Origin of the sequence: Stutzerimonas sp. R40042, from assembly GCF_026642215.1 — a bacterium.
Lineage (GTDB): Bacteria > Pseudomonadota > Gammaproteobacteria > Pseudomonadales > Pseudomonadaceae > Stutzerimonas > Stutzerimonas frequens.
The window spans coordinates 2310507-2325523 of record NZ_CP113258.1; the positions used below are offsets into that span (position 1 = coordinate 2310507).

The 15017-nt window shown below is 63.4% G+C and carries 14 protein-coding genes and 1 tRNA gene; 6 read left to right on the plus strand and 9 right to left on the minus strand.

Going from position 1 to position 15017, the window contains the following annotated elements; translation table 11 throughout:
- Positions 1-8 precede the first annotated feature (8 nt).
- Positions 9-1082, minus strand: a complete 1074-nt coding sequence (locus tag OUY36_RS11005; protein WP_267938157.1) for an ArsO family NAD(P)H-dependent flavin-containing monooxygenase — start codon at positions 1080-1082, stop codon at positions 9-11.
- A gap of 217 nt (positions 1083-1299) precedes the next feature.
- Between OUY36_RS11005 and OUY36_RS11010 the strand changes: the two genes are divergently transcribed.
- From OUY36_RS11010 to arsJ, 6 genes are all read left to right on the plus strand, one after another.
- Positions 1300-1656, plus strand: coding sequence for a metalloregulator ArsR/SmtB family transcription factor (locus OUY36_RS11010; RefSeq protein WP_326491928.1), 357 nt, complete (start codon positions 1300-1302; stop codon positions 1654-1656).
- 39 nt (positions 1657-1695) lie between these two features.
- Entirely contained in the window at positions 1696-2409 is a 714-nt protein-coding gene (gene arsH / locus OUY36_RS11015; protein WP_267938068.1) for an arsenical resistance protein ArsH, read from the plus strand.
- A gap of 18 nt (positions 2410-2427) precedes the next feature.
- Positions 2428-2922 (plus strand): phosphatase domain-containing putative toxin, encoded by a 495-nt coding sequence (locus tag OUY36_RS11020; RefSeq protein ID WP_267938069.1) that lies wholly within the window; start codon positions 2428-2430, stop codon positions 2920-2922.
- A 10-nt stretch (positions 2923-2932) separates the two neighbouring features.
- Entirely contained in the window at positions 2933-3259 is a 327-nt protein-coding gene (locus tag OUY36_RS11025) for a YnfA family protein (protein WP_267938070.1), read from the plus strand.
- A gap of 26 nt (positions 3260-3285) precedes the next feature.
- A complete protein-coding gene (locus OUY36_RS11030) occupies positions 3286-4296 on the plus strand; it encodes an ArsJ-associated glyceraldehyde-3-phosphate dehydrogenase (RefSeq protein WP_267938071.1) in 1011 nt (336 codons plus the stop codon).
- Positions 4297-4408: 112 nt separating this feature from the next.
- Positions 4409-5623 carry an organoarsenical effux MFS transporter ArsJ gene (gene arsJ / locus OUY36_RS11035; protein WP_156245854.1) on the plus strand — a complete coding sequence of 405 codons (1215 nt, stop codon included), beginning with the start codon at positions 4409-4411 and terminating at the stop codon, positions 5621-5623.
- A gap of 81 nt (positions 5624-5704) precedes the next feature.
- On the opposite strand, the gene OUY36_RS21995 is transcribed toward arsJ, so the two are convergent.
- From OUY36_RS21995 to OUY36_RS11070, 8 genes are all read right to left on the minus strand, one after another.
- The gene (locus OUY36_RS21995) at positions 5705-5884 is read right to left on the minus strand and encodes a hypothetical protein (RefSeq protein WP_102841108.1); all 180 of its coding nucleotides are present in this window, start codon (positions 5882-5884) and stop codon (positions 5705-5707) included.
- A gap of 134 nt (positions 5885-6018) precedes the next feature.
- Complete coding sequence (locus OUY36_RS11040; RefSeq protein ID WP_267938159.1) at positions 6019-6711, minus strand: RES family NAD+ phosphorylase; 693 nt, start codon at positions 6709-6711, stop codon at positions 6019-6021.
- The gene (locus tag OUY36_RS11045) at positions 6711-7115 is read right to left on the minus strand and encodes an antitoxin Xre-like helix-turn-helix domain-containing protein (protein ID WP_267932835.1); all 405 of its coding nucleotides are present in this window, start codon (positions 7113-7115) and stop codon (positions 6711-6713) included. Before OUY36_RS11045 ends, OUY36_RS11040 begins: the two co-directional genes overlap by 1 nt.
- Before the next feature lie 224 nt (positions 7116-7339).
- Positions 7340-7426, minus strand: a tRNA-Leu gene (locus tag OUY36_RS11050).
- A gap of 89 nt (positions 7427-7515) precedes the next feature.
- Entirely contained in the window at positions 7516-9795 is a 2280-nt protein-coding gene (locus OUY36_RS11055; RefSeq protein WP_267938077.1) for an ATP-dependent DNA helicase, read from the minus strand.
- The gene (locus OUY36_RS11060; RefSeq protein ID WP_267938078.1) at positions 9792-11429 is read right to left on the minus strand and encodes a VRR-NUC domain-containing protein; all 1638 of its coding nucleotides are present in this window, start codon (positions 11427-11429) and stop codon (positions 9792-9794) included. The genes OUY36_RS11055 and OUY36_RS11060 overlap by 4 nt, the downstream gene beginning before the upstream one ends.
- A gap of 135 nt (positions 11430-11564) precedes the next feature.
- Entirely contained in the window at positions 11565-12953 is a 1389-nt protein-coding gene (hemN, locus tag OUY36_RS11065; protein WP_011913241.1) for an oxygen-independent coproporphyrinogen III oxidase, read from the minus strand.
- Positions 12954-13173: 220 nt separating this feature from the next.
- Positions 13174-14793, minus strand: coding sequence for a methyl-accepting chemotaxis protein (locus OUY36_RS11070; protein ID WP_200593754.1), 1620 nt, complete (start codon positions 14791-14793; stop codon positions 13174-13176).
- Positions 14794-15017 lie beyond the last annotated feature (224 nt).

Below are 15017 nucleotides of genomic sequence, written 5' to 3' on the forward strand. Positions count from 1 at the left end.
TCGCCGCGCTAGCGGGATTGTGCAGACAGCGCTTCGACCACTTCGTCGACCGTACTTCGGGCGCTGCGCGTGACGCCGATCAACGTGGCAGATGCCGTGCCGGTCCACTCGCCGTAGCCGACCAGCCAGAGATTGGGCTGTTTCACGGCTCGGGTCCCTGCTACCTGCACCTTGCCGTCGGCCTCCACCAGCCCGCACGGGTGAAGATGATCGAGCGCCGGGCGAAAGCCGGTGCACCAGACCACCGCATCGAGGCTAGTCTGACGGCCGTCCGCCCATTCGACGGCAGATTCGTGCAAGCGCACAAACGGCGGTTGCGCTATCAGCACGCCACGTTTCCGCGCGTCGAGCACCGAGGGCACCATGATGATATCGCCGAAGCCGCCGGGCAGGTCATCGATGCTGCGGCCCTCCTGCTGGGCCTTCCAGCGCGCGGTTGCACGCTCGAACAGCACGCGACCATCGACCTCATCGGGAAGGAACGCCGGCGGGTCCTGAGTGACCCATATGGTTTCGCCGACCTTCGAGAGTTCCGCCAGGATCTGCGCGGCTGAATTGCCGCCGCCGACCACCATCACGCGCTTGCCGGAGAAGGGTGCAGGGTCCCGGTAGTACGCTGAATGCAATTGCAGCCCCTGGAACGCCTCGCGCCCCGGATAGTCCGGAATGAAAGGCTTGCTCCAGGTGCCGGTCGCACTGATCACTGCCCGGGCCAGCCAGCGCCGATCACCGGCCTGAACCTGCCATAGATCGTCTACGCGCCTGATCGCATCGACATGAACCGGGCGTTGAATGGGAAAGCTGTAGCGGGTCTCGTAACGATGCAAATAGTCGATCACATCGTCGCGCGACGGATTGCCCGGTTCGACGGGGGTCGGCATCGGCCAGCCGGCGATAGAACTCCAGGCCGCAGGTGAGAACAGCCTCAACGAATTCCAGGCGTGGAGCCAGGCGCCACCCGGGGCGGGTTGATCGTCCAGCAGCAGGTAGGAAAGCGCCGTACGCCGCATGAAGTACGCGGTCGCCAGGGCCGACTGCCCGGCGCCGATGATGATCACATCGAGCACATGGGGGGCTGGCATCAGCAGACTTTCATCCAAGACATTCGATTCACCTTATATACGCTCTGCGGAATATACGCGGGTTGCATTACACCGAGCAATTCGCCACTCCAGGGGCTGCCTTCAGTACCTGTGCGCGCAACCTGCGCTTTACTCGTATATGCGCTAAGCAATATATTCGCCGACGCATACGTTTCGCGATTATCAACCGATCGGCAAGCGTCAGAAGGGTATTTTCGTGATCGAGCACTTGATACCTACCACCGTATTCAAATGCCTGGCCGACGAGACTCGCGTGCGCATCGCCTTGCTCATCGCCCGCGAAGGCGAGTTGTGCGTGTGCGAGCTGACCTGCGCGCTGGATGAAAGCCAGCCGAAAATTTCCCGTCACCTGGCGATGCTGCGCAGCTGCGGCATGCTGGAAGATCGCCGTCAGGGACAGTGGGTCTATTACCGGCTCCATCCGCATCTGCCTGACTGGGTCACGGACATGCTGCAACCGATTCTGGCTGCCAACAAGAACTGGCTGAGCGACAACCTGCAGCGTCTGGAGCGCATGCGCAATCGTCCCGAGCGGGCGACGGTGTGTGGCTGAATCGCATCGTTCACTCGCCTCAACTTTCAGGATTACCCCATGCACGACGACCTACCCAATATCGATCCAACGCTGCTCGATCTACCCGATCTCGCCAAGCTGGGCCTCCCAGACGGGCCTGCGCACAAGCCGCGCATCCTGCTGCTCTATGGCTCCAACCGGGAGCGCTCCTACAGTCGCTTGCTGGTTCAGGAAGCGGCGCTGCTGCTGGAGCGTTTCGGTGCCGAGACGCGCATCTTTCATCCGGCAGGGCTGCCACTGCCGGACGATGCGCCTGACAGCCATCCGAAGGTCCAGGAACTGCGCGAGCTGATGCAGTGGTCGGAGGGGCAGGTGTGGTGCTCGCCGGAGCGGCATGGCTCGATGAGCGCAGTATTCAAGGCCCAGATCGACTGGGTGCCGCTGGCCATGGGCGCGCTGCGCCCGACTCAGGGCAAGACGCTGGCGATCATGCAGGTCAGCGGCGGCTCGCAGTCATTCAATGCGCTCAATCAGATGCGCGTGCTGGGTCGCTGGTTGCGCATGCTCACCATCCCCAACCAGTCCTCAGTGGCCAAGGCCTATCTCGAGTTCGACGAGGCAGGGCGGATGAAGCCCTCGGCCTATTACGACCGCGTGGTGGATGTGATGGAGGAGCTGATCAAGTTCACCCTGCTGGTACGCGGTCGCGCCGATTACCTGGTCGACCGTTATTCGGAGCGCAAGGAGTCGGCCGAAGCGCTGTCCCGTCGCGTCAATCAACGCTCAATCTGACTTCCAGGAATCGCCCGCGTGTCCCATCCCTACGACATACTCGATGTACCCGGCTGTGCCGGTCAGCTGATCTTCACGCCGTGTCCCGGCAGCAAGGGCAGCAGCCTCGACGAGGCGCTGGGCACGCTACAGGCGGCTGGTGCCGAAGCAGTGATCACCTTGATGCCCGCCGAAGAGCTGGCCCGTAACGACGCGAGCCAGCTGCCGCAACTCTGTGCCGAACGCGACCTCGAGTGGTTTCACCTGCCGGTGGCCGACGAACAGGTGCCGCTGGCGGACTTCGATCGGGCCTGGGAAGGGGCGGCAGCGCGGATCCATGAGTTACTGGATGCCGGCAAGCGCATCGCCATTCACTGCAAGGGTGGTTCAGGTCGTACCGGACTGATCGCAGCACGCATCCTGATCGACCGCGAAGTGCCGCGCGCGGCCGCCATCGCCTGCGTCCAGGCGCTTCGACCCAAGGCTATCCAGCATCCGGCGCATGTCGGCTGGATCGAACGCTTCGGCGCATGACGGGCCTCTCATGCTGAATACGCTCGGCTTGTTCGTCATTACCGCGATAGCGGAGATCGTCGGCTGTTATCTGCCGTACCTCTGGCTGAAACAAGGCAAGAGTATCTGGTTGCTGGTTCCGGCGGCGCTTTCCCTGGCGCTGTTCGCCTGGCTGCTGTCACTGCACCCCACCGCCGCCGGGCGGGTCTACGCCGCCTACGGTGGCGTTTACGTCGCTGTCGCACTGGTCTGGCTGTGGCTGGTCGACGGTGTTCGCCCCACCGGGTGGGACCTGCTCGGCTGCGCCGTGGCGTTGCTGGGCATGGCGATCATCATGTTCGCGCCGCGCGATCTCTGATCCATCATTTCAGGAGCGAGTCATCCATGAGCATAAAAGTAGGCATCAACGGTTTCGGCCGCATCGGTCGCCTGGCCCTGCGTGCGGCCTGGGATTGGCCGGAGCTGAACTTCGTGCAGATCAACGATCCGGCCGGCGATGCGGCGACCCATGCGCACCTGCTCAATTTCGACTCCGTGCATGGCCGCTGGCAGCACGAGGCGAGCGCCGACGGCGACTGCCTGGTCATCAACGGCCGGCGGGTGAAGGTCAGCGCCAACAAGACGATCGCAGACACCGATTGGTCGGGCTGCGATCTTGTCATCGAGGCGAGCGGCAAGATGAAGACCGTTGCGGTGCTGCAGCAGTATCTGGAGCAGGGGGTCAAGCGCGTGGTAGTCAGCGCGCCGGTGAAGGAGGCGGGCGCGCTGAACGTCGTCATGGGCGTCAATGACGGCCTGTACGATCCGGCGCAGCACCGCATCGTCACCGCGGCGTCCTGCACCACCAACTGCCTGGCACCGGTGGTCAAGGTTATCCACGAGCAGCTGGGCATCCGCCACGGTTCGATTACCACCATCCATGACCTGACCAATACGCAGAGCATTCTTGATCAGCCGCACAAGGATCTGCGCCGCGCCCGCGCCTCGGGCATGAGCCTGATTCCCACCACCACCGGCTCGGCCACGGCGATCGCCGAGATATTTCCCGAGCTGCGCGGCAAGCTGAACGGCCATGCCGTGCGCGTGCCGCTGGCCAATGCCTCGCTCACCGACTGCGTGTTCGAGGTGGGGCGAAGCACCGATGCCGCAGAGGTGAACCGGTTGCTGCAGGCTGCAGCGGAGGGCGAGCTCAAGGGCATTCTCGGCTATGAGGAGCGACCACTGGTTTCCATCGACTACCGCACTGACCCGCGCTCGTCGATCATCGATGCACTGTCGACCATGGTGGTCAACGGCACGCAGGTGAAGATCTACGCCTGGTACGACAACGAGTGGGGCTACGCCAACCGCACCGTGGAACTGGCGCGCAAGGTTGGGCTAGCCGACATTCGCTAGGGTGCACATCCCGTAGGGTGGGCTTCAGCCCACCATTCATCCCGGCGTCCGGGGTGAGCCGAGCGGGTTCGCGCCTGTATCAGTGATCCGTACACATCTTCGAGCCGCCGCCATGCATGCTCTCCAACGCCTCTCCCCGGAAATCCGCCAGTACCTGGTGGTAACCGGTAACTACTGGGCCTTCACCCTCACCGACGGCGCGCTGCGCATGCTGGTGGTGCTGCACTTCCATGCGCTGGGCTACTCGCCCTTGCAGATCGCCGCGCTGTTCCTGTTCTACGAAATATTCGGCGTCGTCACCAACCTGATTGGCGGGTACCTCGGTGCGCGGCTTGGTCTGAACCGTACGATGAACCTCGGCTTGGCGCTGCAGGTCGCGGCCCTGCTGATGCTCACCGTACCGGCCACATGGCTGCCCGTGCCCTGGGTAATGGGCGCGCAGGCGCTTTCCGGCATCGCCAAAGACCTGAACAAGATGTCGGCCAAGAGCTCGATCAAACTGTTGGTACCCGACAGCCAGCAGGGCACGCTCTACAAGTGGGTCGCCATCCTCACTGGCTCGAAGAACGCGCTCAAGGGCGTGGGCTTCTTTCTCGGCGGCGCGCTGCTCGGTCTGCTGGGGTTCGCCGGGGCGGTTCTCTCGATGGCTGCCGTGCTGGCGCTGGTCTGGCTGGCCAGCCTGGTGCTGCTGAAGAAGGATCTCGGCAAGGCCAAGGCAAAACCGAAGTTCCGCGACATCCTGTCCAAGAGTCGCGCGATCAACGTGCTCTCGGCGGCGCGCCTGTTCCTGTTCGGCGCGCGAGACGTGTGGTTCGTGGTGGCCTTGCCGGTCTACCTGAGCACGGTTTTCGGCTGGAACTTCTGGATGGTCGGCGGCTTCCTTGCGTGCTGGATCATCGGTTACGGCATTGTCCAGTCGGTCGCACCGGCGATCACCGGCAAACGCAGTGGCAAGGTCCCGGATGGTCGGGCGGCATGCCTATGGGCAGCTTCGCTGGCGGCATTGCCTGCGGCAATTGCGATCGGGCTGGCGACGGCTGCGTCGCCACAGTGGGTTCTGATCGGAGGATTGATGCTGTTTGGCGTGCTGTTCGCGGTGAATTCATCGCTGCACAGCTATCTGATCGTCAGCTACGCCAAGGGGGACGGTGTCTCGCTGGACGTAGGTTTCTACTACATGTCCAACGCGCTGGGTCGATTGGTCGGCACGCTGCTGTCGGGCTGGGTGTTCCAGGCCTACGGCCTGCAGGCGTGTCTGTGGGTGTCGTCGCTGTTCGTGCTGCTCGCTGCACTGATCTCACTGTGGTTACCGCGGCACCACGGGTGAGGGCAGGGCGCTCGCGAGGTCGGCCCTGCCCGCTAGACCGGCAGGGTTCGCTCCGCTCGTCATTGGCGTTGCCTGAACGGATCAGTGGGACGGGGCTGTCCTTAGCATGCCAATGTCTGCCGAGGCTCTCTGCATCAGCGCCGCAGCGTTCGGCCCCGCTTTTTCCTGCCCGCTGCGACGACCACGACGCCAGTGCGCCATCGGCTGCAGTGCGCTGATATCCGAACGGGTTACCAGTTCTTCGAGTGATCGCTTGCTCATCGTCGCGTCCTCACATCGTCTGTTCAGGCGGAGCGTCCGTGCGCCATGGGGGAGTCCTTGAGCAAAGGATGCGCGGCGTTTGTTACAGCTGGTTGGCAGTGACGCGCGTGCGGACGAGCGGTGCCGGGGTGGGCCTACGGCGAAACCTCGCCGATGGCGCTGACACTGGTAATGCCGGCGTTCCAGATCATCTCGTAATGGGCGGTCTGGACAATGGAGAGCATATTGCGCGGCGTCATGAGCGCCCAGCAATGCTGGCCAGGCTTGCGCACCGAGCGGTAGCGCAGACCTGCAAAGCCGTCCTGCCGGAGCTGACGACCGAACTGGCGCGCCGCGGAATAGTCATTCGGATCGTAGATCGGGTCGGTCAGCGCGACGGTCGTGGCATCCAGCAGGCCTGCCTCGTCGAACTGGCACGACAATCCGCGAAAGACGAAGCGCTCGAAGTTCAGACCCACCACGCCGGACCAGTACAGTTCCTGGTGGTGGCGCACTTCGGCCAGGGCCGTTTCCATGCTGTCGGCCAGGTAGAGCACGCCGTAGCTGCCATCGCTGAAACGCGAGCCGGAGGGATTCACATGGGTGAACGGAGCGGTGGCATAGGAGCAGCCGGGAATGCCGAACGGGATCTCGCCGCGGGGAATCAGCTCGAGTCGGCCGGTCTCGTTGTGCAGGCGCGGGTTCGTCAGGGCCTGGAGCTGATAAAGCATGTCGAACTCATCGGCGTCGGCCACGTCATCGAACAGCTCGATGGGCGGAAACTTCGAGTTCACCAACCGATACGCCTGCAGCTTCGCCGGCGGCCGAACCGGCAGCCGCTTCGGCACTACCACTGCGCGCCCCGCAGACTGTCGATCCGCCGAAATGTCTCGTACAGCGAAATCATGTCGCCCTGCGCCATGACCTCCAGCGGTGAACGGCCGTTAAAGAGCTCGTTGTGATTGGGCATTCCAGGGAAACCGTAGGTGTTCTCCGGATTATCGAAAATCAGTCGCAGCGCGGCGTGGATATTGAGGATGAAACTGATGCGCTGCATCTGATCCGGATCCAGACTCACCGACCAGTCGGCATTACGCAACTTGGCACGCGCATGAGTGCTGCGGGAAATACGCAGAATCCGGCAGGCCTGTTCAGTCGTGGCCTGCCATTTGTCCAGAATATTCACCGCAGCGCGCAATCCGGTTGTGCATTGATCCTTGGAAAAAGCGGCAACTTGAAGGGTGGCTGACATGGCAATGGTTCCGACAGTTTGTTTCTGTAGATACACATTAGCACAAAGTTACTCTACAGACATGTAGAGCTGTCGATATTCTCCGACAACTTAATCGCCAACAAACGTGAAGGGCTTGAACCACGCGCAATCGAGCGCAACCGATCTTTGAGCGGCTGATGGGATATATAAGAGGGATATTCGAATGGGTTGTGCCAGCGCCAGTTGCTGGAACCACCGGAAGTTGGTGCCCGGAGCGGGGGTCGAACCCGCATACCCTTTCGGATGAGGGATTTTAAGTCCCTTGCGTATACCAATTTCGCCATCCGGGCGGAGGCTGCGTCGCAGCGTGCCGATGGGGAATCGGCGGCGCAGGACTATAACCAGCCTCCGAGGCCCATGCAACCAGAACGACCGGCGTTCAGCCACCAGAACTGCCAGACAATGCCCACCACCCGGGCAGCAGACGACGCACCTGTGGACGGCCAAAACGATCGTCGATCAGATGCACGACGCCCTCGTCCTGCTGTGTGCGGATCACTCGGCCGGCGGCCTGCACGACCTTCTGCAAGCCGGGGTAGAGATAGGTGTAGTCATAACCGTGGCCGCGCCCGAACAGCTCGTCGAGCCGTATCTTGAATTGTTCGTTGACCGGGTTGACCTGCGGCAGGCCAAGGGTCGCGACGAAGGCACCGATCAGGCGCTGGCCAGGCAGGTCGATACCTTCGGCGAAGGCGCCGCCAAGCACGGCGAAACCGATTCCTTCGCTGTGTTCGGTAAAGCGATCGAGAAAGGCATTGCGTGCCGCTTCCTGCATGCCGCGGGTCTGCTCCCAGAAGGGTACGTCCGGGCACTGCTCGCGCAGCAGCACGGTGACCTGTTGCAGGTAATCGAAGCTGCTGAAGAAGGCCAGGTAGTTGCCGGGACGCTCGCGATATTGACGGGCAATCAGTTCGACCACGGCGCCCAGCGAGGCCTGCCGGTGCTGATAACGGGTCGAAACATGCTCGGCCAGGCAGACGCGCAGTTGCCGGCTCTGGAACGGCGACTCGACATCGATCCAGGCGCTGCCGGCGGGCAGGCCCAGCATGTCGGCGTGGAACCTGCGCGGGCTCAGCGTGGCGGAGAACAGCACACTGGAACGCGCCTGTGCCAGGCGGGGAGCCAGAAAGGGGGCGGGAACCACATTGCGCAGGCAAAGGATCGAGCGACGGACCTTGCTGCGAGCAGTCGCCGGCAACAGGCTGATGTCGAACAGCGAGTGTTCACCGAACAGCTCGGCGACACGGCAGAAATGCATGGCGTCGAAATAGGCCCTTTGCAGCTCCGCATCCAGCCCTGCGGGTTGCTCGCCCAGGTAGTCGGTGATGGCGCTGACCGCCTGCTGCAGCGCACCCAGCAGCTTGAGCGGCAACTCCGGTTGTACCTGATAGTCCGCCAGCTGTTCGCGATGCAGCTCGTTCCAGCAGCGCTGCACGCGCCCCAGCAGCCGCTTCAAGGGCGCTGGCGCCTGCCTGCCGAGGCCGGCGAAGGCGCGCTGATCGAGTTCGGCGCTGTACATGCCGCGCGCCCGATCGATCAGGTTGTGCGCCTCGTCCACCAGCAGGCAGATGCGCCAGTCGTTGGCCAGCGTCAGGCCGTGGAGGAGGGCGCTGCTATCGAAGTAGTAGTTGTAGTCACCGACCACCACGTCCGCCCAGCGTGCCAGCTCTTGGCTGAGGTAATAGGGACAGACCTGATGGGCAAGCGCCACTTCGCGCAGGGCAGCCTGGTCGAGCTGGACCTGCCCCAGCGCGGCGGCCCGCGCCGCGGGCAGGCGGTCGTAGAAGCCGCGGGCCAGCGGGCAGGATTCGCCATGACAGGCCTTGTCCGGGTGTTCGCAGGTCTTTTCGCGCGCCACCAACTCCAGTACCCGCAATCCATGCTTGGCGTTGCGTTGCAGCGTCTGCAACGCATCCAGTGCCAGGCGTCGGCCGGACGTCTTGGCGGCGAGAAAGAACAGCTTGTCCAGCCGCTGCCCCGGAAATGCCTTGAGCTGCGGGAACAGGGTGCCCAGCGTCTTGCCGATGCCGGTAGGCGCCTGCGCCATGAGCGTGGTGCCCGTGCAGGCAGCCTTGTACACCGCCTCGGCCAGTTGCCGCTGGCCGGTACGAAATTCCTCGTGGGGAAAGCGCAGGGCGGAAAGTGCTTGGTCGCGCGCAGCGCGGTGGGCCATTTCCTGTTCGGCCCAGTCGATGAACGCCTGACACTGGGTCTCGAAGAACACGCGCAGCCGTGCTGCGGTGTGACGCTCGACGAACAGCGTTTCCTTGTGGCTGGTGACGTCGAAATAGACCAGTGCCAGTTCGAGTTCATCGAGCCCGCGTGTCTGACACAGCAGCCAGCCATAGATCTTCGCCTGCGCCCAATGCAACTGGCGATGATTGGCGGGCTGGCGCTCTAGGTCGCCGCGAAAGGTCTTGATCTCTTCCAGGCGATTGCGCGCCGGGTCGTAGCCATCGGCACGGCCTCGCACGCTCAGTTGCCCGTATTGCCCCTCCAGAGCGATCTCGCGCTCGTAGCCGTCGCCACGCCTGGCGGTGACCTGGGCGTGCCCGGCGATGCCTTCCAGCGCGGTGGGCGAGGGCGTGAAGCGCAGATCCAGATCGCCGACCTTGGCGGTGAATTCGCAGAGCGCGCGCACTGCGACCCGATAGCTCACGCCATGGCCTCGGCCCACTGGACATGGCAGACCGCAATGGGCAAACCGTGCTGATGGGCGTAGTCGATCCAGCGCTTCTGGTTGTCCTGCAGGCGATCGCCTGGGCCCTTCACTTCGATCATGCGATAGCGGCGCGCTTCCGGCCACAGCTGGATCAGGTCCGGCAGGCCGGTGCGATTGCCAGTGACGTCCGCCAGGATGCGCTGGAACAGCAGCTTCAGGTGCGCGGCGGGAATGCAGTCCAGCGCCTGCGCCAACAGTTGTTCGTCGAGCAGGCCCCAGGCGACAAACGCGTTATGGATGCCGAGTTTCGCCTGGAAGGTGCGCCAGATGCAGTCACGGTAGTCGTCGCTGTCGAGGCAGGCCAGGCAGGCGGCGAACAGATCGGCGCGGCGCTGGTGGAAGTCCGCGCGGTTCAGGTCGGCCGGCGCCCAGTGGAACGGGTGAAAGAACGCGCCCGGCAACGGCGCGAAGATCGCGTCCCAGCAGAGCAGGCCGAACAGCGAGCCGACCAGGGCGTTCTCCACGTAATACACGGGCGCATCCGGCCTCGTCAGATGCTCGCGCACCGCCTGCTCGACGCTGCAGGTAGGCCTCGGCAGGATCAGGTCGAGCTGTTCCGGTTTGCGGCTGCGTACACGTTCGGTCGGGATGCCCAGGCTGCGTTGCAGACGTGGCAGGATGCGCTGCAGTTGCTGCACTTCATGTTCGCTTTCCGGCGCGGCCCGGGCCTGAAGCAACAGATCCAGCGCCGCCGCTGGCTGGCCGGCGCGCTCCAATACACGAATTGCCCGCTCACGCGCACCGGGATAGCTGTTGGACGCGTGCACGCGCAGGGCCTCGTCGAGCTCGCCCAGCCGCTCGAACTGCTGGCCGATGCGCAGCAGCAGTTTGCCGCGGCGGCTTTCCAGCCAGGCATTGCCGAACGGCGCGGCTGGTACAGCCGCCAGGATCTCCGCCAGTGGCTCGCCGGCATCGAAGCCCTCGCGACAGCGATGCAGATGCAGGTAGGCGTCCAGCTCGGCACACGAACTGAACGCTCGTGAGGCGGGGGAAAAGGACACCTGCTCGTAGCGATAAACGCCCAGATCAGCCAGCACGAACTCCGACCAGTCCTGATGGATATTGCCGAAGAACAGCAGGCGCAGCCGCTCGCAGAGTTCGTCGATGCACAGGCTGTACACCGCGTCCTCGGAGCCCGCCCACCATTGCCCGAAGGGCTTGGCCAGGTCATGGTCGGCGCGCAGCCTTTCGAACAGCTCGGCCTTGCGCAGGCCGGCCGAGTTCGTGGCGCCGAACAGCTGCACCAGTTCGCCCTTGGTCAGCAGGCCGAACAGCTGTTCCAGCGTCAGCTCACGCTCGGCATCGATCCAGCCCTGCTCGATCAATGGCGCTGCCGCCCGACGTGGACAGCCGATCTCCCCATAGTGCAGTTTGCTGGCCCGGAACAGCGCGCCCTTGCGCATCACCATGCGCACCAGCAATGCCTGGGACGCCTGCGGCAACAGAGCGAAACGCCCGATGAAAGCGCGCTCGGCGTCGTCCAGCAGGTCGCCATGATGCTGGTCCACCCAGGCCAGGACCTGCTGAAAGTTGTCGAGATAGTAGAAGGGGTTTTCCAGGGCCTGACGCATCGCACATCCGGTAAAACTGGGGCGCGGGCGGCCCGCTCGAAAGCTGGCTATTTATACAGTTCGAGCGGTATTTGGCAATGGCCGGTGATCAGCGGAAGGGGCGGCGTGGGTGCCGCCCCGGACGCGATGGAAGGATCAGACGGTGCGCGAGAAGCGTCCGCGTTGCTCGCCACCGAGATAGGCATCGAAGGCCATGGCGACGTTGCGCATCATCAGCTGGCCCTGCGGCAGCAAAATCAGCGCATCGTCACGCAGCTCCACCAGACCATCGGCGACCGGCTCGGCCAGTTTGGCCAGCGAGTCGGCAAAATAGCTGCGGAAGTCGATGCCGTGCTTCTGTTCGATCTGCCGGTAATCGATACGCCCATGGCACATCAACGAGACGATCACGTCGCGGCGCAGCCGATCGTCGTCGCTCAGCTTGTAACCACGGTGCACCGGCAGCATGCCGTCGTTCAGTCGCGCGTAGTACTGCGAGAGCTCCTTGACGTTCTGGCTGTAGCTGTCGGCGACCTTGCCGATGGAGGAAATGCCCAGCCCGATCAGGTCGCAGTCGGCATGGGTGGAGTAGCCCTGGAAGTTGCGCTGCAGCGTGCCGTTGGCGCGGGCCAGGGTCAGCTCGTCCTCGGGTAGCGAGAAGTGGTCCATGCCGATGTAGACGTAGCCAGCAGCGGTCAGGCGCTGAATGGTCAGCTCCAGCAGTTCCAGTTTGCGCTCGGGCGGCGGCATGTCTTCGGGGCGAATCAGCTTCTGCGCGCGCACCAGATCCGGCAGGTGCGCGTAGCTGTAGGCGGCGATGCGGTCCGGGCGGATGTCGATGATCTTGCTCAGCGTGGCATCGAAACTGGCCACGGTCTGCAGCGGCAGGCCGTAGATCAGGTCGACGCTGACCGACTTGAAGCGGGCGTCACGGGCGGCCTGAACCAGTTCGCGGGTCTGCTCTTCAGTCTGGATGCGGTTGACGGCGATCTGCACCTGCTCGTCGAAGTCCTGCACGCCGAAGCTCAGGCGGTTGAAGCCGAGCTTGCGCAAGCCATGGATCTGCTCCGGGGTGACGGTCCGCGGGTCCACCTCAAGGGAGAACTCGTGGCTGTCGCTGTCATCCATGTTGAACGCCTGATGCAGGCTCGCCATCAGGTCGGCCAGCTGCTCGCTGGTGAAATAGGTCGGTGTGCCGCCGCCCAGGTGCAGCTGCGTCAGCTTGCGTGAGCGGTCGAACAGCGCGCCCTGCATTGCGATCTCGCGCTTGAGGTACTCGAGGTACTCGACGGCGCGCTCGGTCTTGTGGGTGATGATCTTGTTGCAGGCGCAGTAGTAGCACAGGCTCTTGCAGAACGGGATGTGGATGTACACCGACAGCGGCTTGGGCGGCTGCGCCTGATTGCTGCGCGCAGCGGCAGCGCGGTAGTCGTCCTCGGCGAAGGCCTGATGGAACTGCGGGGCAGTGGGGTAGGAGGTGTAGCGCGGACCGGGACGGTCGTATTTCTCGACCAGGGCCCGGTTGAAGCTCGGCAGTTGGTCCATTGTTCGTTTCACCTAAGGGTTGAATTCGGAGTCGGTGCGGAACGCGGTGTCACCCTTGGGTGTGTCCGGCTCAGGCAGATCATGGGCGCGGATTATGGACGATTCGCGCCTGCGCGCCGACTGTCTCAGATCAAGAATAGCGTCCCGGACCGCGCCGTTGGGCGGGTCCGGAATAACAGACGCCAAGGGAGCGAGGCCATGGTCGGCCTCGCGCTCGTGTTCAGAGCTTGAACTGGCCGACCAGACGATTCAGTTCGGTGGCCAGGCGCACCAGCTCTTCGCTGATCTCCGAGGTCTGCGTCGCGTCGGCCGACGTGGTGTCGGCGATGCGGCTGATGGTGGTGATGTTGCGATTGATCTCTTCGGCGACAGCGCTCTGTTGTTCGGCGGCTGTGGCGATCTGGGTGTTCATCTCGTTGATGGTGCCCACTTCGTCGGCGATCACGCCCAGGCTCTGTGCAGCCTTCTCGACGCATTCCGAGCCGGAGCGCGCGCGCAGCTGCGCTTCCTTCATTGCCTGTACGGCATTGCGCACGCCGCCTTGCAGCTGCTCGATCATCGCCTGGATTTCCTCGGTAGACTTCTGCGTGCGCGAGGCGAGGGTGCGCACCTCGTCAGCCACCACCGCAAAGCCACGGCCCTGCTCGCCGGCGCGGGCAGCTTCGATTGCGGCGTTCAGCGCCAGCAGGTTGGTCTGCTCGGCAATGCCGTTAATCACGCCGAGCACCATGTCGATGCTGGCGCTGTCGCTCTCGACGCGCTGGATTACTTGAGCCGCCTTCTCGATCTCGGCGATCAGCACTTCGATACCGTCGAGCGCTTCGGTCGCCACCTTCACGCCGGCCTTGGACTCGGTATCCGCTCCGGTGGACGCGCTTGCAGTCTGACTGGCGTTGCGCGCGACCTCCTGAACCGTTGCGCTCATTTCATTCATCGCCGAGGCGACCATGTCGGTTTCGTTGCGCTGCTCGTTGACGGCGGCCAGGGTTTTCTCTGCCACATGGGAGACCCGCCCGGAGACATCGCTGAGCTGGTGGGTAACGCCCGCGACAGCCTCAAGGCTATGGCGGAACTTGCCGATCATGCGGTTGAAGGCATCGCCCATCGCGCCGATCTCGTCCTTCGCACCCACTTCGACGCTGCGGCTGAGGTCTTCATCCTCGGCCATGGTATTCATGGTGTGGCGCATGGCAGTGATGCGGCGAATGATTACGTGGCGCACGGTCAGGCACATCACCACCACGCCGATGAACAGCAGGAGCAGCTGAATCCCGCCGCTGATCATGATGTTGCGATCCACTTCCTGGTCGAGTGCCTTGAGGTCGTAGCTGATGCGCACTGCGCCCATTACCGTGTTCTCGCCGACCTGGTGGCAAGTCAGGCAGTTGGTGCCCCGGTAGTCGGCGTGCGCCAGGATCGGGTTGATCACCGTCAGCACACGGCCGCCGTTCTGCTCGTTGACCTCGATGATCTCCTCGCCGCCCAAGGCGCGGCGGTCCAGGGCATCGACAGGCGCCTGGTGGTCATATCCCGGCCCGAATACCTTGGTGACCTCATCGCCGCGAATGATGCGCGCATCGATAACACCCGGACGCGCGAGGATCTTGTTCCGCAGCACTTCACGCTGCGCCATGGTGCCGGTGAGCATCATGGTGTTGATGCTATCGAAATAGGAGTCGGCGGCATCCTTGGTCTGCTGCTCGACAACCTGGAGCACCAGGCGCTTTTCGGTACTGGCAGAGAAGAACAGCGAGGCAGACATGATTGCCACCAGCACCAGCACCAGCGCCAGGTTGATCTTTGTCTGCACGGACATTTGTCGAGGGGCGGAGTTGTTCATGGTTTTCCTTAGTACTACTGCCACGCGGAAGGTAACTGCCACTGCACTATTGTTTTATTGGTTTCCCACGACGACGCAGCAACGAACTGAGCAATCTGAAGCTCGTATCGGCGACTTACCGGGATTCTTGAAGATCCGAGGTGGGTAATAGCTATGCGCCATTACAGGGCGCGACTATGGTATTGCTTTTCCGGCACGATCGAGCGAAACGGCCGACCGACAAC